Origin of the sequence: Pseudomonas sp. PONIH3, from assembly GCF_002934345.1 — a bacterium.
Lineage (GTDB): Bacteria > Pseudomonadota > Gammaproteobacteria > Pseudomonadales > Pseudomonadaceae > Aquipseudomonas > Aquipseudomonas soli.
The window spans coordinates 3,860,036-3,877,267 of sequence record NZ_CP026386.1 but is presented as its reverse complement, the minus strand read 5'-3'; the positions used below and the strand labels follow the sequence as shown (position 1 = coordinate 3,877,267).

Annotated in this window: 19 protein-coding genes; 13 read left to right on the top strand and 6 right to left on the bottom strand. The window is 64.5% G+C overall.

Annotation, left to right across the window (positions count from 1 at the left end; all coding sequences use genetic code 11):
• Nucleotides 1–2 precede the first annotated feature (2 nt).
• The gene (locus C3F42_RS17910; RefSeq protein ID WP_028689951.1) at nucleotides 3–383 is read left to right on the top strand and encodes a RidA family protein; all 381 of its coding nucleotides are present in this window, start codon (nucleotides 3–5) and stop codon (nucleotides 381–383) included.
• A 55-nt stretch (nucleotides 384–438) separates the two neighbouring features.
• On the top strand, nucleotides 439–1,164 hold the full coding sequence (locus C3F42_RS17905) for a hypothetical protein (protein WP_104444692.1): 726 nt from the start codon (nucleotides 439–441) through the stop codon (nucleotides 1,162–1,164).
• Between the two features lie 46 nt (nucleotides 1,165–1,210).
• On the opposite strand, the gene C3F42_RS17900 is transcribed toward C3F42_RS17905, so the two are convergent.
• Nucleotides 1,211–2,068, bottom strand: a complete 858-nt coding sequence (locus C3F42_RS17900; protein WP_038707063.1) for an SDR family oxidoreductase — start codon at nucleotides 2,066–2,068, stop codon at nucleotides 1,211–1,213.
• Between the two features lie 191 nt (nucleotides 2,069–2,259).
• On the opposite strand from C3F42_RS17900, the gene exbB reads away from it, so the two are divergent.
• The 6 genes from exbB to C3F42_RS17870 all read left to right on the top strand — a co-directional run bounded on the left by exbB (nucleotide 2,260) and on the right by C3F42_RS17870 (nucleotide 9,001).
• Nucleotides 2,260–3,246 (top strand): tonB-system energizer ExbB, encoded by a 987-nt coding sequence (exbB, locus tag C3F42_RS17895; protein WP_023632732.1) that lies wholly within the window; start codon nucleotides 2,260–2,262, stop codon nucleotides 3,244–3,246.
• A 3-nt stretch (nucleotides 3,247–3,249) separates the two neighbouring features.
• Nucleotides 3,250–3,678, top strand: coding sequence for a TonB system transport protein ExbD (exbD, locus tag C3F42_RS17890; protein ID WP_023632733.1), 429 nt, complete (start codon nucleotides 3,250–3,252; stop codon nucleotides 3,676–3,678).
• Nucleotides 3,675–4,409: an energy transducer TonB gene (locus C3F42_RS17885; RefSeq protein ID WP_023632734.1), complete on the top strand. Its 735-nt coding sequence runs from the start codon at nucleotides 3,675–3,677 to the stop codon at nucleotides 4,407–4,409. The genes exbD and C3F42_RS17885 overlap by 4 nt, the downstream gene beginning before the upstream one ends.
• A gap of 94 nt (nucleotides 4,410–4,503) precedes the next feature.
• Nucleotides 4,504–5,430, top strand: coding sequence for a hydrogen peroxide-inducible genes activator (locus tag C3F42_RS17880; protein ID WP_038707064.1), 927 nt, complete (start codon nucleotides 4,504–4,506; stop codon nucleotides 5,428–5,430).
• Between the two features lie 4 nt (nucleotides 5,431–5,434).
• Nucleotides 5,435–7,513 carry an ATP-dependent DNA helicase RecG gene (gene recG / locus C3F42_RS17875; protein ID WP_094010897.1) on the top strand — a complete coding sequence of 693 codons (2,079 nt, stop codon included), beginning with the start codon at nucleotides 5,435–5,437 and terminating at the stop codon, nucleotides 7,511–7,513.
• Nucleotides 7,514–7,591: 78 nt separating this feature from the next.
• Complete coding sequence (locus tag C3F42_RS17870; protein WP_104444691.1) at nucleotides 7,592–9,001, top strand: aminoacyl-tRNA deacylase and HDOD domain-containing protein; 1,410 nt, start codon at nucleotides 7,592–7,594, stop codon at nucleotides 8,999–9,001.
• Between the two features lie 88 nt (nucleotides 9,002–9,089).
• On the opposite strand, the gene C3F42_RS17865 is transcribed toward C3F42_RS17870, so the two are convergent.
• The 4 genes from C3F42_RS17865 to C3F42_RS17850 form a co-directional block, all read right to left on the bottom strand.
• A complete protein-coding gene (locus C3F42_RS17865; protein WP_050707542.1) occupies nucleotides 9,090–9,464 on the bottom strand; it encodes a hypothetical protein in 375 nt (124 codons plus the stop codon).
• Nucleotides 9,465–9,597: 133 nt separating this feature from the next.
• Complete coding sequence (locus C3F42_RS17860; protein ID WP_023631266.1) at nucleotides 9,598–9,894, bottom strand: HU family DNA-binding protein; 297 nt, start codon at nucleotides 9,892–9,894, stop codon at nucleotides 9,598–9,600.
• Between the two features lie 188 nt (nucleotides 9,895–10,082).
• On the bottom strand, nucleotides 10,083–11,231 hold the full coding sequence (locus C3F42_RS17855) for an NAD(P)/FAD-dependent oxidoreductase (protein ID WP_104444690.1): 1,149 nt from the start codon (nucleotides 11,229–11,231) through the stop codon (nucleotides 10,083–10,085).
• A gap of 33 nt (nucleotides 11,232–11,264) precedes the next feature.
• The gene (locus C3F42_RS17850; RefSeq protein WP_023532601.1) at nucleotides 11,265–11,432 is read right to left on the bottom strand and encodes a rubredoxin; all 168 of its coding nucleotides are present in this window, start codon (nucleotides 11,430–11,432) and stop codon (nucleotides 11,265–11,267) included.
• Nucleotides 11,433–11,625: 193 nt separating this feature from the next.
• Between C3F42_RS17850 and C3F42_RS17845 the strand changes: the two genes are divergently transcribed.
• Together C3F42_RS17845 and ubiA are read left to right on the top strand one after the other, a co-directional pair.
• Nucleotides 11,626–12,183, top strand: a complete 558-nt coding sequence (locus tag C3F42_RS17845; protein WP_031315457.1) for a chorismate lyase — start codon at nucleotides 11,626–11,628, stop codon at nucleotides 12,181–12,183.
• On the top strand, nucleotides 12,183–13,073 hold the full coding sequence (gene ubiA, locus C3F42_RS17840) for a 4-hydroxybenzoate octaprenyltransferase (protein WP_038707067.1): 891 nt from the start codon (nucleotides 12,183–12,185) through the stop codon (nucleotides 13,071–13,073). Before C3F42_RS17845 ends, ubiA begins: the two co-directional genes overlap by 1 nt.
• Before the next feature lie 54 nt (nucleotides 13,074–13,127).
• Here ubiA and C3F42_RS17835 read toward each other — a convergent pair whose 3' ends face one another.
• Nucleotides 13,128–13,499 carry a hypothetical protein gene (locus C3F42_RS17835; protein WP_023631403.1) on the bottom strand — a complete coding sequence of 124 codons (372 nt, stop codon included), beginning with the start codon at nucleotides 13,497–13,499 and terminating at the stop codon, nucleotides 13,128–13,130.
• A gap of 162 nt (nucleotides 13,500–13,661) precedes the next feature.
• Between C3F42_RS17835 and phoB the strand changes: the two genes are divergently transcribed.
• The 3 genes from phoB to C3F42_RS17820 all read left to right on the top strand — a co-directional run bounded on the left by phoB (nucleotide 13,662) and on the right by C3F42_RS17820 (nucleotide 17,219).
• Nucleotides 13,662–14,351 carry a phosphate regulon transcriptional regulator PhoB gene (gene phoB, locus C3F42_RS17830; RefSeq protein ID WP_003253341.1) on the top strand — a complete coding sequence of 230 codons (690 nt, stop codon included), beginning with the start codon at nucleotides 13,662–13,664 and terminating at the stop codon, nucleotides 14,349–14,351.
• A gap of 72 nt (nucleotides 14,352–14,423) precedes the next feature.
• Complete coding sequence (gene phoR / locus C3F42_RS17825) at nucleotides 14,424–15,695, top strand: phosphate regulon sensor histidine kinase PhoR (RefSeq protein ID WP_232887958.1); 1,272 nt, start codon at nucleotides 14,424–14,426, stop codon at nucleotides 15,693–15,695.
• Nucleotides 15,696–15,878: 183 nt separating this feature from the next.
• Complete coding sequence (locus tag C3F42_RS17820) at nucleotides 15,879–17,219, top strand: hemolysin family protein (protein WP_023630539.1); 1,341 nt, start codon at nucleotides 15,879–15,881, stop codon at nucleotides 17,217–17,219.
• Nucleotides 17,220–17,232: the final 13 nt, after the last annotated feature.

The following is a 17,232-nucleotide window of genomic DNA, read 5'->3' as shown; positions in this document are numbered from 1 at the left end:
TCATGAGCAAGACCGTCATCACCAGCGACAAGGCACCAGCCGCCATCGGCACTTACTCGCAAGCGATCAAGGCCGGCAACACCGTGTACATGTCGGGGCAGATCCCGCTCGACCCGAAAACCATGGAACTGGTCGAGGGCTTCGAAGCCCAGACCGTCCAGGTGTTCGAGAACCTGAAGTCGGTGGCCGAAGCCGCTGGCGGTTCGTTCAAGGACATCGTCAAGCTGAACATCTTCCTCACCGACCTGAGCCACTTCGCCAAGGTCAACGAGATCATGGGCCGCTACTTCGAGCAGCCCTACCCGGCCCGCGCCGCCATCGGCGTGGCTGCCCTGCCCAAGGGCGCCCAGGTCGAGATGGACGCCATCCTGGTTCTCGAGTAATACCCCGGTGACGGGTCAAGGCCCGTCACCCCCCTCCTGCCTCAAGGTTTTCACCATGCGCCACGCATTGCCTCTCACGCTGGCAGCCCTGCTCCTGGGCGGCTGCGCCAGCCACAAGCCTGAAGATTTCAACGGCACCTGGATCAACCAGGCCGCCATCGACGCCGCCAGCAAAGGCACCAGCCTGCGCCAGGCCCTGGACGCGAAGGGTCCGGTGTTCGAGTGGAAGATCGACGTCAAGAACCAGCAGGCCAGCTTCAGCAATGGCTTCGAGGCCGCCGACGGGCGCCTGAGCGCCAACGAGAAGGACTGGCAGGTCAACTTCGAAGGCGACCTGACCGAACAACTCAAGCTCAATGGCGACGAACTGGTGACTATCGACCCCTCCGGCCATCAGCAGACGTTCGTGCGCAGCAAGGCGCCAGAAGGCGCTGCGCTGGGCGGCAGTTTCGAGAAGGCGCTGTACCAGCAATACCTGGGCGGTGACTGGAAGATCGTCGAGGGCCAGGGCAAGGGCGGGTTAGTACGCTTCAGCGATACCGGCAATGTCACCGGCCTGCCCGGCCCGGACCGCTTTGCCCTGTGCCTGGCGGGTGACTGCGCGACCATGGGCGATGGCAACGACAGCCTGTGGCTGGAGCGCAACCAGCGTGGCGCGCCGTGGATCTTCAAGCGCGACGGCGACACCCTGGAGATCTTCCAGGCGGTGAACCGCGCCCAGCCGGACGAAATGCCGCAACTGACTGCCGGCGCCCGGCAGTGGGTGCTGGAAAAGGATTAGCCATCATCGCGGCGGCCCGACTGGCCCCGCGATAGAGCCAGATCTCTCAACCACGCCCTTGCAGAATGGCCGCATAGCCTTCTTTATAGCTCGGATACTGCGGCGCCCAGCCCAGTGCCCGAGCCCGCGCATTGCTGCAGCGCTTGCTGCCGGTACGCCGCACCCGCTGCTCGTCCGACCACTCGGTGACCCCCAGGTACTCGCGCAGCCAGCCCACCACCTCGGCCAGCGGCGCCGGATCGTCATCGACACCGATGTAGCAATCGTCCAACGCCACACCCCGGGCATCGGCCTGCAGCAGGTGCGCCAGCAAACCAGCGGCATCCTCGGCGTGAATGCGGTTGCCGTACAACGGCGGCTCCTCGGCCACTCGGTAGCCTCGACGTACCTGGCTCAGCAGCCACTCACGTCCAGGCCCATAGATCCCGGTCAAGCGCACGATGCTCGCGGGAATGCCACTGCCCAACGCCAGGCGCTCCGCTTCGAGCATCACCTTGCCCGAATACCCCTCGGGTGCGGTGGCTGCGCTCTCGTCGATCCACTCACCATCCTGTTGTGCATAGACACTGCTGCTGGAGACGAACAGCAGGCGACGCGGCCGCTGACCCTTGGTTTTCAACCAATCGAGCACATGGCGCAAACCATCGACATAGGCGGCCTGGTAGCCCGCTTCGTCATGCTGGCTGGCCGCCACGCAGTACACCAGGTAGTCCGGCGCGCGTGCGGGCCACGCTTCCGGCAGGCGCGGGTTCGACAGGTCAGCGGCAACGGGCCGCACCCCTTCGGGCAGGTCCCGCACCGACCGGCGCAGGCCATCGACCTGCCACCCATGGGCGAGCAACTGTCGGGCCAGACGGCCTCCCACATCGCCGCAGCCGACGATCAACGCTCTCAGGTCCGACATCATGAAACTCCAAATCCAAAGGTTCACGCTAACCGGATTTAGCGATCGGCGGCTAGACAAAGGTTAAAAAAAGCGCTCTCCATTCTTTTGTTAACAAGAATTACTTGCAATAATGGCGGCCCTGTCTGTTCTCGGCCTGCTTCGAGGCCTTGAAGAACTCAACCCATTTCTCTTCATCAGGTCCGGCCAGCATGACACGTACTCAATCTTCCGCTTCGCCAACCCCGTCGCGCGCCTGGCGCGCCATTGCCGCGCTGATGTTCAGCCTGGTACTGGCCCCCGTGGCCATGGCCGATGAGCCCGCCGCCACTGCCGCCGCACCGGCAGCCGCCAGCGCCACGGCCGCGCCTGCCGCCGAAGGCCAGGCACCGGTAGCTGCGCCAACCGACGCGCCTGCCGACACCAACGCCCCAGTGGATGGCCAGGCACCGGCAGACGAGAACGTGCAGGCGATGGTCGAAGACACCTCGCTGGGCATGGCCCACGACCTGTCCCCATGGGGCATGTACAAGAACGCCGACGTGGTGGTGAAGGCCGTGATGATCGGCCTGGCCATCGCCTCGATCATCACCTGGACCATCTGGATCGCCAAAGGCTTCGAGCTGATGGGCGCCAAGCGCCGCCTGCGTGGCGAGATCGCTGCCCTGAAACGCTCGGTGAGCCTGAAAGAGGCCAGCGAGGTGTCTAACAAGGAAGGCACCCTGGCCCACACCCTGGTGCATGACGCCCTCGAAGAGATGCGCCTGTCGGCCAACGCTCGCGAGAAGGAAGGCATCAAGGAACGCGTCAGCTTCCGCCTGGAGCGCCTGGTGGCCGCCAGCGGTCGCACCATGAGCAGCGGCACCGGCGTGCTGGCCACCATCGGCTCCACCGCCCCGTTCGTCGGTCTGTTCGGTACCGTGTGGGGCATCATGAACAGCTTCATCGGCATCGCCAAGACCCAGACCACCAACCTCGCCGTGGTCGCCCCTGGCATCGCCGAGGCCTTGCTGGCCACCGCCCTGGGCCTGGTTGCCGCAATTCCGGCCGTGGTCATCTACAACGTCTTCGCCCGCTCTATCGCCGGCTACAAGGCACAGGTGTCCGATGCCTCCGCCCAGGTACTGCTGCTGGTCAGCCGTGATCTGGACCACCAGGGTGGCGAACGCGTCGCCCCGCACATGGTGAAAGTGGGGTAAACCATGGGCCTGCATCTCAACGAAGGTGGCGACGACCTCGCCGAGAACCACGAAATCAACGTCACGCCGTTCATCGACGTGATGCTGGTGCTGCTGATCATCTTCATGGTCGCGGCGCCCTTGGCCACGGTCGACATCAAGGTCGACCTGCCCGCCTCGACCGCCAAGCCGGCGCCGAGGCCCGAGAAGCCGGTGTTCGTCAGCGTCAAGGCCGACAAGAAGCTCTACCTCGGCGACGACGAGGTGGCCCAGCGCGACCAGCTTGGCGCCATGCTCGACGCCAAGACCAAGGGCGACAAGGAAACCACCATCTTCTTCCAGGCTGACAAGGGCGTCGACTACGGCGACCTGATGGAAGTGATGAACACCATGCGTGCCGCCGGTTACCTCAAGGTCGGCCTGGTCGGACTCGAGACGGCAGCCAAGAAATGACGAAAACGCGCTCAAACCTGGCGCGCTACGGTGGCAGCCTGGCGATCGTGCTGGGTGTGCACGCGGTCGCCGTGCTGCTGACGCTCAACTGGTCGGTGCCCCAGGCCCTCGAGTTGCCGCCGGCAGCGATGATGGTCGAGCTGGCCCCACTGCCAGAGCCCGCGCCACCGCCTCCGCCCAAGGCCGCCCCGAAACCGCCGACGCCGATCGAGGAACCACCGCTGCCCAAGCTGGCAGAGGCGCCGAAGCCGAAGATCGCCATCCCCAAGCCGCCCAAGCCCAAGGCCAAGCCACAGCCGCCCAAGCCTGAGAAAAAACTGGAGCCGCCAAAGGACGAACCGCCGGCCAAGGACGATGTGGCGGATACACCGCCCAGCAACACGCCACCGCAGAAGTCGGCGGCGCCGCAGCCAAGCATCGCGTCCAACAGCAATGCCCTGCCGAGCTGGCAGAGTGATCTGTTGCGCCACCTGGCCAAGTACAAGAAGTACCCCGAGGACGCTCGCCGCCGTGGGTTGCAGGGCATCAACCGCCTGCGCTTCGTGGTCGACGCCGAAGGCAAGGTAGTGTCGTACACGCTGGCCGGTGGTTCGGGTAGCGCGGCGCTGGACCGGGCCACGCTGGAGATGATCCGCCGTGCCGGCACGGTACCCAAGCCTCCGGCGGAGCTGCTGAACAATGGCACGATCGAAGTGGTTGCGCCGTTCGTCTACTCACTGGACCGACGCTGACGTTTTTGTTTCTGTCACAAAACGGCAAGTCTGATAACGTGCGTCTATCGATTGCAGCCGCTATGCTGGGGCCGCAACTTCATGGACGCACGTTATGACCCTCACCGAACTTCGCTACATCGTCACCCTCGCGCAAGAGCAGCACTTTGGCCACGCGGCCGAGCGTTGCCACGTCAGCCAACCGACCCTTTCGGTGGGCGTGAAGAAGCTCGAGGACGAACTCGGCGTGCTGATCTTCGAGCGCAGCAAGAGCGCGGTGCGCCTCACGCCGGTCGGGGAGAGCATCGTCGCCCAGGCGCAGAAGGTGCTGGAACAGGCCCAGGGCATCCGCGAACTGGCCCAAGCCGGCAAGAACCAGCTGACAGCACCGCTCAAGGTCGGGGCCATCTATACCGTCGGCCCCTATCTCTTCCCGCATCTGATCCCGCAACTGCACCGCGTGGCGCCGCAGATGCCGCTGTACATCGAAGAGAACTTCACCCATGTACTGCGCGAGAAGCTGCGCAATGGCGAACTGGACGCGGTGATCATCGCCCTGCCGTTCAACGAGGCCGACGTGCTGACCCTGCCGCTGTACGACGAACCGTTCTGCGCGCTGATGCCGGCCGACCACCCCTGGACCGCCAAGGACACCATCGACACCGCCATGCTCAACGACAAGAGCCTGCTGCTGTTGGGCGAGGGTCACTGTTTCCGCGATCAGGTGCTTGAAGCCTGTCCGACCCTGAACAAGGGCAGCGAAGCCTCCAAGCACACCACGGTCGAATCCAGCTCGCTGGAAACCATCCGCCACATGGTCGCTTCTGGCCTGGGCGTGTCGATCCTGCCGCTATCGGCAGTGCACAGCCATCATTACGCGCCGGGCGTCATCGAAGTTCGCCCGCTGACCGCGCCCGCGCCGTTCCGCACCGTGGCCATCGCCTGGCGCGCCAGCTTCCCGCGGCCGAAGGCCATCGAGATCCTCGCCGACTCGATCCGCCTCTGCTCGGTGGCCAAGCCAACCGTGGACCAACCGGCCTGAGCCCATGACCGAGCTGTCGAACGTCCCGGTCACCACGCTCAAGGGTGTTGGTGAAGCCATGGCAGAGAAACTCGCCAAGGTCGGTCTGGAGAACCTGCAGGATCTGCTGTTCCACCTGCCGTTGCGCTACCAGGACCGCACCCGCGTGGTACCTATCGGCCAACTGCGGCCGGGCCAGGACGCGGTGATCGAAGGCGTGGTCAGCGGAGCTGACGTGACCATGGGCAAGCGCCGCAGCCTGGTGGTGCGCCTAGGTGACGGCAGCGGCACGCTGAGCCTGCGCTTCTACCATTTCAGCAATGCGCAAAAGGAGGGCCTCAAGCGTGGCACACATCTGCGTTGCTATGGTGAAGCGCGTCCCGGCGCCTCGGGGCTGGAAATCTACCACCCGGAATACCGGGCGCTGAACGGTGATGAGGCACCACCGCCGGTCGAACAGACGCTGACGCCGATTTACCCGACCACCGAAGGCCTCACCCAGCAACGCCTGCGCCTGTTGTGCCAGCAGAGCCTTGGCATGCTCGGCCCGCGCAGCCTGCCCGACTGGCTGCCTGAGCAACTGGCCCGCGACTACAAGCTGGCGCCATTGAGCGATGCCATTCGCTACCTGCACAACCCGCCGGCCGATGCCGATCTGGACGAGCTTGCCGAGGGCCATCACTGGGCGCAGCACCGCCTGGCCTTCGAGGAACTGCTGACCCATCAGCTCTCCCAGCAGCGCCTGCGGGAAAGCCAGCGCAGCCTGCGTGCGCCGGTGCTGCCCAAGGCCACCCGCCTGCCGGCCCAGTACCTGGCCAACCTCGGCTTCAACCCGACCGGTGCCCAGCAGCGCGTCGGCAACGAAATCGCCTACGACCTCAGCCAACCCGAACCAATGATGCGCCTGGTACAGGGTGACGTGGGGGCCGGCAAGACCGTGGTCGCCGCGCTAGCGGCGCTGCAGGCCCTGGAGGCCGGATACCAGGTGGCGCTGATGGCCCCCACCGAGATTCTCGCCGAGCAGCATTTCATCACCTTCAAACGCTGGCTGGAGCCGTTGGGTATCGAAGTCGCCTGGCTGGCCGGCAAGCTGAAGGGCAAGGCCCGCGCCAGCGCCTTGGAACAGATCGCCAATGGCGCGCCGATGGTGGTCGGTACCCATGCGCTGTTCCAGGACGAGGTGCAATTCAAGCACCTGGCCCTGGCGATCATCGACGAACAACACCGCTTCGGCGTGCAGCAGCGCCTGGCCCTGCGCAAGAAAGGCGTCATGGGCCAGCTATGCCCGCACCAGTTGATCATGACCGCCACCCCGATCCCACGCACCCTGGCCATGAGCGCCTACGCCGACCTGGACACCTCGGTCCTCGACGAATTGCCGCCCGGTCGTACACCGGTGAATACCGTGCTGGTCGCCGACAGCCGTCGTTTCGAGGTGGTCGAGCGGGTTCGCGCCGCCTGTGCCGAAGGCCGCCAGGCCTACTGGGTGTGCACCCTGATCGAAGAATCCGAGGAGCTGACCTGCCAGGCCGCCGAAAGCACCTTCGAAGAGCTGGGCAGCGCCCTGGGCGAGCTGCGCGTTGGGCTGATCCACGGACGCATGAAGCCTGCGGAAAAAGCGGCGGTGATGGCTGAGTTCAAGGCCGGCGAGCTGCAACTGCTGGTCGCTACCACAGTGATCGAGGTCGGCGTCGACGTGCCCAATGCCAGCCTGATGATCATCGAGAACCCCGAGCGCCTGGGCCTGGCCCAACTGCACCAGTTGCGCGGCCGAGTCGGTAGGGGCAGCGCGGTGAGCCACTGCGTGCTGCTCTATCATCCACCGCTGTCGCAGATCGGTCGAGAGCGGCTGGGCATCATGCGGGAAACCAACGACGGATTCGTCATCGCTGAGAAGGACCTGGAGTTGCGCGGCCCCGGCGAGATGCTCGGGACTCGCCAGACCGGCCTCCTACAGTTCAAGGTCGCCGACCTGATGCGCGACGCCGACTTGTTGCCGGCCGTACGTGACGCTGCCCAGGCCCTGTTGGCGCACTGGCCGGGCCACGTCAGCCCGCTACTCGACCGCTGGTTGCGCCACGGCCAACAATATGGCCAGGTGTGACGCCCGTCCCATTATGGATCCAGCTTGGCGGCCAGGCTGGTTATACTTCGCGTTTACAGAAATGATTGGATACAGGCCATGACTGAAGTTGCCCTGGATACCGCAACCCTACACGCACCGTCTGTCATCCGGCTGTTGCTCGACAAGCTCGGCGTCAGCCTCCGCGAGGTGCCCGAGCACCCGGGGCTGCCGGCCAACTCGCGCGTACAGGCCGTGCTGCTCGATGACGAGATCGGTGCCTTGATGGTGCTGTTCCCGCAAAGCCAGTTGCTGGACCTCAAGCGCCTCGAGGAACTGACCGGACGCAAGCTCAAGGCCGTGCCGCTGGAGCGCTTGAAGCAGATGCTCGACAAGCATCACCTCAAGACCCTGCCCGCCATTCCCGCGCTGACCAGCTCGCCGTGCCAGTACGAAAAGAGCCTGCTCGACAACGAAACCCTGCTGATCCAGTCCGGTGAAGCCGGGCTGCTCCTGGAAATCGGCCGGACGGCTTTCAAGAAGATGCTGGTCAAGGCCAGTGCCAGCACCTTCGGCCAGCCGATCAGCGATATTCGCCTCAGTTTCGATCAGTTGGACGGTCCTCCCAAGGAAGTCATTCGCGCAGTCCAGGCCTTCACCGCCCGGCGCATCCAGCAGCGCCTGGAGCAGACCATCGAGATTCCGCCGCTGGCCGACACCGCGCAGAAGATCATCAAGCTGCGTGTCGACCCCAATGCCAGCATCGATGACATCACCGGCGTGGTCGAAACCGACCCGGCCTTGGCTGCGCAAGTCGTCAGCTGGGCGGCATCGCCCTACTACGCCTCACCCGGCAAGATCCGCTCGGTGGAAGACGCCATCGTGCGGGTACTGGGCTTCGACCTGGTGATCAACCTGGCCTTGGGCCTGGCCCTGGGCAAGACCCTGAGCCTGCCCAAGGACCACCCGCAACAGGCCACGCCGTACTGGCAGCAGTCGATCTATACCGCTGCCGTGATCGAGGGCCTGACCCGTGCCATGCCGCGCGCCGAACGCCCGGAAGCAGGCCTGACCTACCTGGCCGGGCTGCTGCACAACTTCGGCTACCTGCTGCTGGCCCACGTCTTCCCTCCGCATTTCTCGCTGATCTGCCGTCATCTGGAGGTCAACCCGCACCTGTGCCACAGCTATGTGGAGCAGCACTTGCTGGGGATCAGCCGTGAACAGATCGGTGCCTGGCTGATGAAGCTGTGGGACATGCCCGATGAACTGTCCACAGCCCTGCGCTTCCAGCATGATCCGGCGTACGACGGCGATTATGCGGCGTTCCCCAACCTGGTGTGCTTGGCGACGCGCCTGCTGCGCGCCCGGGGGATCGGCTCGGGGCCAAAAGACGAGATCCCGGATGCCCTGCTCGAGCGCCTGGGGCTGACCCGGGACAAGGCCGAAGAGGTGGTGAACAAGGTGCTGGAGGCCGAGGCATTGCTACGCGAGCTGGCGTCGCAGTTCCACGCGCCGCATTCGCATTAAGGCCGCCCCGTAGGAGCGGCTTCAGCCGCGATCAACCGCGAAGCGGGTGCCAGAAACCGCGGTGCCTGCATCGCGGCTAAAGCCGCTACTACGCTTTCTTCTTCGGTTTCAGGTACTTCATCAAGCCCTGAAACCAGATCACCAGCGCCGGATTGCCCTTGATCTGGATGTTCTTCTCCTGAATCCCCTGCATGAAAGCCAGCTGCTTGTTACCGGCTTGCAGCGTGGCAAAGCCGTACGCGGCATCCTTGAAGGCAATGGCGAACGCCGGCTGCGGGTGCAGGCCGCCCTTGCTGCTGATGCGCAGGTCCTTGACGATGAAGTGCCGGGCAACCTTGCCGTCGAGCGTCTGCATCTGGAAGACCAGGTCCTTGTCCTGCAGCTGCTGCTGGAACGCCGGGTTGTTGCGGCTGGCCTTGGCCATCAGCAAGCCCATGGCCCAGAGAAGAAAACGAAACTTCATCAACGCGCCTCGAGTGAAAAATGACTGAGTCGCGCAGTTTATCCGTTTATCGCCCTGTTTATGCAAGTTCGCCGCATTTGCTTACCAGAAACACAACGGGCGCCTTAAGGCGCCCGTCTCGATGGCTTGTCGATCACTTTTTCTTGGCAGGCTTGGCCGGTGCGTTGACGCTGTCACGCAGGCCCTTGCCCGGTTTGAAGGCGACAGTGTTGCTGGCCTTGATCTTAACCGGCTCGCCGGTCTGCGGGTTCTTGCCGGTGCGAGCGCCGCGGTGGCGTTTTTCGAAGGTGCCGAAGCCGACCAGGGTGACGGTGTCCTTGTCGAGTGCGCCGGTGATGCTGTCGAGAATCGCGTTCAGGACAATATTGGCCTTTTCCTTGGTCAGGTCGGCCTTTTCGGCGATGACGGCGGCGAGTTCTGGTTTACGCATAGTGAAGCCTCTTTGACGGGATTTCTTGTTGTTATGCCGTGCTGCCGAAGGAAGCAGCGTTCAAGGCACCGCAGGCTCTAGGCTGCGGTAGACGCCAGTGAGGATGGCACGCCGACCGGGGCCGCGCCAGTATCTGGGCGGCCATTGTCGTGGCAAGAACAGGATAATTACGACAGAACGCCCGCCATTTACGCCATCAAGGGTGGCAACTGGCGATTCAACGCCAGTTTCTCCATGACCGCGCCGCCGGTCAGGGCGTAGCCCAGCAGTTGGCCATCGGAGCCATGGCAGAGCACTTTCAGGTCGCCACCGCTGCCTTCCACCACCCAAGTGCCCTCGTAGCCTGCCGGCACCGGGGACACCACCAGCGGGCAGGCCGGCGTCTTCACGGTGACCGGCATCGGGCCATAGGCCACTGCGGTCGGGTTGCCGGCCAAGGTCTGGGCCAGGGCGCGGGCGCAGGTCATCAAGGGCATGACGTAAAGCAGGTTGATACCATCGACCTCGGCGCAGTCGCCCAGGGCGAAGATGTTGGCGTGAGAGGTGCGCAGCTGGCGATCCACCACCACCCCGCGGTTGACCTGCAGGCCCGCTGCCGCCGCCAGGTCGGTGCGCGGCCGCAGGCCGATCGCAGACACCACCAGGTCGCAAGGGATGACGCTGCCGTCGGACAAGTGCGCCTCCACAGCCTCCCCAAAACGTTGCAGGCGGGTCAGCACCGGGCCGAGATGGAAACGCACGCCCAACCCTTCAAGGCCTGCCTGCACGGCAGCGGCCGCCGCCGGGTGCAGCAAGGTCGGCATTAGCTGTTCGCACGGCGCCACGACCTCGCACTGCAGGCCGCCCAAGGTGAGGTCGTTGGCGAATTCGCAGCCGATCAGGCCGGCGCCGAGGATCAGCACCCGTTGCTTGCCTGCGGCGGCGACACGAAATCGTGCGTAGTCCTCAAGGTCGTTGATCGGGAAGACCAGCTCGCCCGCATCGCCTTCCACGGGCACCTGCACAGTCTGCGCACCCCAGGCCAGTACCAGGTCGCGGTATTCCACCGCTTCCTCGCCGATCCACAGGCGCTTGTGGCCGGGGTCGATACCGCTGATGCGGGTATGGGTGCGGATCTCGGCCTTGAGCTGCTCGGCCATGGCGCCCGGTTCGGCCATGCACAGGCCGTCGGCGTCCTTCTGCTTGGCAAAGCCGGTGGACAGCATCGGCTTGGAGTAGGAGCGACCGTCGTCGGCGGTGATCAGCAGCAGCGGCGTGTCGCCGTCCAGCTTGCGAAACTCTCGCGCCAGGTTGTAACCGGCAAGGCCGGTACCAATGATCACCACGGGGGACGTCATGTCGTGCGTTCCTTGTTCAAGCCAGGGTTGCGATCAGCCAATGGCGATCATTTCGAAGTCACTCTTGCCTACGCCACAATCAGGGCACAGCCAGTCTTCCGGCACGTCTTCCCAGCGGGTGCCGGGGGCGATGCCGTCGTCCGGCCAACCATCGGCTTCGTCGTAGATCAAGCCACAGACAATACATTGCCACTTCTTCATCGGATGCTGTTCCTCGGTCAGGCTCATTGGTGCGTTGCAACTGGTGGCCGGGTCGTGGGGCACGCCCGCGCCTGCAAGTGACCACCGTGCAATCTCTGGTCGGCTTTTGTACTGGGCCTGCTGGCAGTATGCAAGCCAGGACGGCAATCATGCTAAGCTCGCCGCCTCTCTGGCCTGTATCAAGCATACCGACGTGCCGTACGAAACCCCGCAAGCAGCCGCTGTCGCGTGGCTGGCGTATCCGCAACTGGCGCCCCTGCCCGACCAGCCGACCCTGGACTGGTTGTTCGACGAAGGCTCCCTGACCCGTCGCCTGACCGGTCTTTCCCATGACCACTTCAGCGTCACCCCTTTGTTCGAGGGCTGGCAGCCACTGCGTGACGATGAATGCGCCGCGTTGGGCCTGCGGCCTGGCGCGCAGGGCTGGGTGCGCGAGGTCTACCTGCGCGGCCATGGCCAGCCGTGGGTATTCGCCCGCAGCGTCGCCAGCCGCACAGCGCTGGAGCGCGGGGGGCTCGACCTGGAGACCCTGGGCAGCCGCTCGCTGGGCGAGCTACTGTTCTGCGACCAGGCGTTCGTCCGCCACCCTATCGAAGTGTGCAGTTATCCACAGGACTGGCTGCCCGTAGAGGTCACCAGCTCCGGGCTGTGGGGAAGGCGCTCGCGCTTCGAACGCGCCGGCCTCGACCTGCTGGTGGCCGAGGTGTTCCTGCCCGCCCTGTGGCACGCGGCCACGGAGGAAAACCGCTGATGTACATGCAACTGCTCAAGTCTCTCAACCGCCTGCACCCGCGCGCCTGGGACTTTGTCCAGCTGAGCCGCATGGACCGCCCCATCGGCATCTACCTGCTGCTGTGGCCGACGCTGTCGGCGGTGTGGATTGCCGGCAACGGCTCGCCGACCCTGGCCAACGTTCTGATCTTCGGCCTCGGCGTGGTGCTGATGCGTGCCGCCGGCTGCTGCATCAACGATTTCGCCGACCGCAAGGTGGACGGCCACGTCAAGCGCACCGCCGACCGGCCACTGGCCAGCGGCCGGGTGAAGCCCCGCGAAGCGCTGGTGCTGTTCGCCCTGCTGGTGGGAGTGAGCTTCCTGCTGGTGCTGTGCACCAACGCCACCACGGTTTGGCTGTCGTTCGGCGCGGTCGCCCTGGCCTTCTGCTACCCGTTCATGAAGCGCTACACCTACTACCCGCAGGTGGTGCTGGGCGCGGCGTATTCCTGGGGTATCCCGATGGCTTTCACCGCCGCGGGTGGCGAGCTGCCGGCCAGCGCCTGGCTGCTGTACATCGCCAACCTGCTGTGGACGGTGGGGTATGACACCTACTACGCCATGGTCGACCGTGACGACGACCTGAAGATCGGCGTGAAATCCACCGCCATCCTCTTCGGCGAGGCCGACCGGGTGATCATCCTGAGCCTGCAGCTGCTGTCGCTGGGCTGCCTGCTCCTGGCGGGCAACCGCTTCGAGCTGGGCGGCTGGTTCCACCTGGGGCTGCTGGCGGCGGCGATATGCTTCGCCTGGGAGTTCTGGTCGACGCGCAAGCTGGACCGCGAGTCGTGCTTCAAGGCGTTCCTGCACAACCACTGGGCGGGGTTGTTGATCTTCATTGGTGTGGTGCTGGACTACGCGCTGCGCTGACATTGCGCAGGCCAATGGTGGGAGCGGCGGTGCGGCGCTCCCACGCCAGGTGCATCAAGGCTTGGCGACGTGCCAGACATCCTTCATGCCATCACCGGTGGTATCCCCGGCCTTCTTGTCCTTGACGAAGGTGTACAGCGGCTTGCCGTCATAGGCCCACTGCATCGAGCCATCGTCGCGGGTGACGTGAGTCCACTTGTCCTTCGGCGCCTCGTCGTCCTTCTTCACCATCAACGGCGGCCAGTTCTTGGCGCACTCGCCATTGCACATGGACTTGCCACCAGCGTCCTTGTCAAAGGTGTACAGCGTCATGCCATCGTGGTCGACCCACATGCCATCCTTCTCCATGGCGTGATGAGCCGACGCCACCCCCGGCACTGCCAGCGCAGCGCAAAGGGCCATCCAGCTCAGCGTATGTCGTGTCATTGGAATCACCATTGTTCAGGGGTGGATTGAATGTTCGCGGCCACTTTTAGCCTAGTCCAGTCACGCAATGTCGCCAGAACCGCCCACGCCCTGTCACACAGCTGCAATAATTCCGTTATCTAATGCGGGCCAAGACATCGTTCCTGGGAGAGGTAATTGAGCATGGTTGGCAGAAACATTCTGATCGTCGACGACGAAGCGCCTATCCGCGAGATGATCGCCGTTGCATTGGAAATGGCCGGCTATGACTGCCTCGAGGCCGAGAACTCGCAACAGGCCCACGCCATCATCGTCGACCGCAAGCCGGACCTGATCCTGCTCGACTGGATGCTGCCGGGCACCTCCGGCATCGAACTGGCCCGCCGCCTCAAGCGCGACGAGCTGACCGGCGACATCCCGATCATCATGCTCACCGCCAAGGGTGAAGAGGACAACAAGATCCAGGGCCTGGAAGTCGGCGCCGACGACTACATCACCAAGCCGTTCTCGCCCCGTGAACTGGTGGCGCGCCTCAAGGCCGTGCTGCGCCGCACCGGCCCAAGCGACAGCGAAGCGCCGATCGAAGTCGGCGGCCTGCTGCTAGACCCGATCAGCCACCGCGTGACCATCGACGGCAAGCCGGCCGAGATGGGCCCCACCGAGTACCGCCTGCTGCAGTTCTTCATGACTCACCAGGAGCGCGCCTACACCCGCGGCCAGTTGCTCGACCAGGTCTGGGGCGGCAACGTCTATGTCGAGGAGCGCACCGTCGACGTGCACATCCGCCGCCTGCGCAAGGCACTGGGTGAAGCCTACGAAAATCTGGTACAAACCGTCCGCGGCACTGGCTATCGCTTCTCGACCAAAAGCTGATCGAAGCCCAAGCGCCCGCTGTACAAGGACTGTCAATTGAACCAGAACTGGCACGCGACCCTGATTCGCCACATGCTCCTGCTGATCACCGTCTGCCTGATCGGCGGGCTGGTCAGCGGGTACTATGGCTGGAGCCTGGCCATCGGCCTGGCCTTCTACCTGGGCTGGACACTGAAGCAGTTGCTGCGCCTGCACGACTGGCTGCGCAATCATCAACCCGATGAGGCGCCACCCGATGGCTACGGCCTGTGGGGCGAAGTGTTCGACAGCATCTATCACCTGCAGCGCCGCGACCAGCGCGTGCGTGGCCGCCTGCAGGCAGTGATCGACCGGGTCCAGGAGTCCACCGCCGCGCTGCGCGATGCGGTGATCATGCTCGACAGCGACGGCAACCTGGAGTGGTGGAACCGCGCCGCCGAGACCCTGCTGGGCTTCAAGACCCCGCAGGACGGCGGCCAGCCGGTGACCAACCTGGTGCGCCACCCGCGCTTCAAGGAGTACTTCGAGTCGGAGAACTACGCCGAACCGCTGGAGATCCCGTCGCCGATCAACGACCGCCTGCGCGTGCAACTGCACCTTACCCGCTACGGCAACAACGAACATCTGATGCTGGTGCGCGACGTGACCCGCATCCACCAGCTGGAACAGATGCGCAAGGACTTCGTCGCCAACGTCTCCCACGAACTGCGCACGCCGCTGACGGTGATCACCGGCTACCTGGAGACGCTGCTGGACAACGTCGAGGACGTGAACCCGCGCTGGAGCCGTGCCTTGCAGCAGATGAGCGCGCAAGGCTCACGCATGCAGACGCTGCTCAACGACCTGTTGCTGTTGGCCAAGCTCGAAGCCACCGATTATCCCTCGGACAACCAGCCGGTGCTGGTCGACACCCTGCTCACCGCCATCAAGAACGACGCCCAGGCCCTGTCCGGCCCGCGCAACCAGCGGATCAGCCTGGAAGCAACGCCTGGCATACGCCTCAAGGGCAGCGAGTCGGAGCTGCGCAGCGCGTTCTCTAACCTGGTGTTCAACGCGGTCAAGTACACCCAGGATGAGGGCACCATTCGCATTCGCTGGTGGGCCGACGACCAGGGCGCGCACCTCAGCGTGCAGGACTCGGGGGTCGGTATCGAGGCCAAGCACCTGCCACGCCTGACCGAACGCTTCTACCGCGTCGACTCCAGCCGCGCCTCCAACACCGGCGGCACCGGGCTGGGCCTGGCGATCGTCAAGCACGTGCTGATGCGCCATCGCGCACGCCTGGAAATCAGCAGCGTGCCGGGGCATGGCAGTACCTTTACCTGCCACTTTGCGCCGGCGCAGTTGGTCACAAATCGAGGATGACCCCGCGCGGGGCAAGCCCGCTCCCACGCTTGCCTCTGCTGGCATGGGAGCGGGCTTGCCCCGCGATGCGGTCAGCGTCCCCTTTGCTTTTGCGGCGCCAGCCGCTACATTGGATCCCCCGTGCCAGCCATCGCTGGCACTTTTTTTCTCCCTTTCAAAGACGGACCCCGTAAAAACCCCATCATGGACCCTTCCCCTGGTATCAGCCTCACCTCGTTGTTCGCCGATTTCGGCATGATCCTTTTCGCCTTGTTCCTGGTGCTGCTCAACGGCTTCTTCGTGGCCGCCGAGTTCGCCATGGTCAAGCTGCGCTCCACCCGCGTCGAGTCCATCGCCGAGCTGCATGGCTGGCGTGGCAGCATCCTGCGCAAGGTGCACAACCAGCTCGACGCCTATCTCTCGGCGTGCCAACTGGGCATCACCCTCGCCTCCCTGGGCCTGGGCTGGGTCGGCGAGCCAGCGTTCGCCCACCTGCTCGAGCCGTTGCTAGCCTATGTCGGCGTGGACAGCCCGGAGCTGGTCAAGGCGATCTCGTTCTTCGTCGCCTTCTTCGTGATCTCCTACCTGCACATCGTTGTCGGCGAGCTGGCACCCAAGTCCTGGGCGATCCGTAAGCCAGAGCTGCTGTCGCTGTGGACCGCCGTGCCGCTGTACCTGTTCTACTGGGCGATGTATCCGGCGATCTACCTGCTCAACGCTAGCGCCAACACTATCCTGCGCATCGCCGGTCAAGGCGAGCCCGGGCCGCACCACGAGCATCACTACAGCCGCGAGGAGCTCAAGCTGATCCTGCACTCCAGCCGTGGCCAGGACCCAAGCGACCAGGGTATGCGCGTGCTGGCCTCGGCCGTGGAGATGGGCGAGCTGGAGGTGGTCGACTGGGCCAACTCCCGCGAGGACATGGTCAGCATCGATGCCCATGCGCCGCTGAAGGAAATCCTCGCCCTGCTGCGCCGTCACAAGTTCAGCCGCTACCCGGTGTATGACGCCGAGCGCGAAGAATTCACCGGCCTGCTGCACATCAAGGACCTGCTGCTGGAGCTCGCAGAGCTCGACCACTTGCCGCAAACCATCGACCTTGCAGACCTCGCCCGCCCGCTGGAGCGGGTGTCCCGGCACATGCCACTGGCCCAGTTGCTGGAGCAGTTCCGCAAGGGCGGCGCGCACTTCGTGCTGGTCGAGGAAGCCGACGGCAAGGTGATCGGCTACCTGACCATGGAAGACGTGCTGGAAGTGCTGGTGGGCGATATCCAGGACGAGCACCGCAAGACCGAGCGCGGCATCCTCGCCTACCAGCCGGGCAAACTGCTGGTGCGCGGCGATACGCCGCTGTTCAAGGTCGAGCGTTTGCTGGGTATCGACCTGGACCACATCGAGGCTGAAACCCTCGCCGGGCTGATCTACGAGACCCTCAAGCGCGTCCCTGAGGAAGAGGAAGTGCTGGAGGTCGAAGGCCTGCGCATCATCATCAAGAAGATGAAAGGGCCGAAGATCGTGCTGGCCAAGGTGCTCAAGCTCGATTGACCCGAGAGCCCGC

Coding starts and splice junctions, on each gene's coding strand:
- exbD (WP_023632733.1), top strand. CDS start 3,250: ATGGGCCTGCATCTCAACGAAGGTGGCGACGACCTCGCCGAGAACCAC.
- phoB (WP_003253341.1), top strand. CDS start 13,662: ATGGTTGGCAGAAACATTCTGATCGTCGACGACGAAGCGCCTATCCGC.
- C3F42_RS17885 (WP_023632734.1), top strand. CDS start 3,675: ATGACGAAAACGCGCTCAAACCTGGCGCGCTACGGTGGCAGCCTGGCG.
- C3F42_RS17910 (WP_028689951.1), top strand. CDS start 3: ATGAGCAAGACCGTCATCACCAGCGACAAGGCACCAGCCGCCATCGGC.
- C3F42_RS17900 (WP_038707063.1), bottom strand. CDS start 2,068: ATGTCGGACCTGAGAGCGTTGATCGTCGGCTGCGGCGATGTGGGAGGC.
- ubiA (WP_038707067.1), top strand. CDS start 12,183: ATGTACATGCAACTGCTCAAGTCTCTCAACCGCCTGCACCCGCGCGCC.
- C3F42_RS17855 (WP_104444690.1), bottom strand. CDS start 11,231: ATGACGTCCCCCGTGGTGATCATTGGTACCGGCCTTGCCGGTTACAAC.
- C3F42_RS17820 (WP_023630539.1), top strand. CDS start 15,879: ATGGACCCTTCCCCTGGTATCAGCCTCACCTCGTTGTTCGCCGATTTC.
- C3F42_RS17865 (WP_050707542.1), bottom strand. CDS start 9,464: ATGAAGTTTCGTTTTCTTCTCTGGGCCATGGGCTTGCTGATGGCCAAG.
- C3F42_RS17880 (WP_038707064.1), top strand. CDS start 4,504: ATGACCCTCACCGAACTTCGCTACATCGTCACCCTCGCGCAAGAGCAG.
- phoR (WP_232887958.1), top strand. CDS start 14,424: ATGCTCCTGCTGATCACCGTCTGCCTGATCGGCGGGCTGGTCAGCGGG.
- C3F42_RS17905 (WP_104444692.1), top strand. CDS start 439: ATGCGCCACGCATTGCCTCTCACGCTGGCAGCCCTGCTCCTGGGCGGC.
- C3F42_RS17870 (WP_104444691.1), top strand. CDS start 7,592: ATGACTGAAGTTGCCCTGGATACCGCAACCCTACACGCACCGTCTGTC.
- C3F42_RS17850 (WP_023532601.1), bottom strand. CDS start 11,432: ATGAAGAAGTGGCAATGTATTGTCTGTGGCTTGATCTACGACGAAGCC.
- C3F42_RS17835 (WP_023631403.1), bottom strand. CDS start 13,499: ATGACACGACATACGCTGAGCTGGATGGCCCTTTGCGCTGCGCTGGCA.
- C3F42_RS17860 (WP_023631266.1), bottom strand. CDS start 9,894: ATGCGTAAACCAGAACTCGCCGCCGTCATCGCCGAAAAGGCCGACCTG.
- recG (WP_094010897.1), top strand. CDS start 5,435: ATGACCGAGCTGTCGAACGTCCCGGTCACCACGCTCAAGGGTGTTGGT.
- exbB (WP_023632732.1), top strand. CDS start 2,260: ATGACACGTACTCAATCTTCCGCTTCGCCAACCCCGTCGCGCGCCTGG.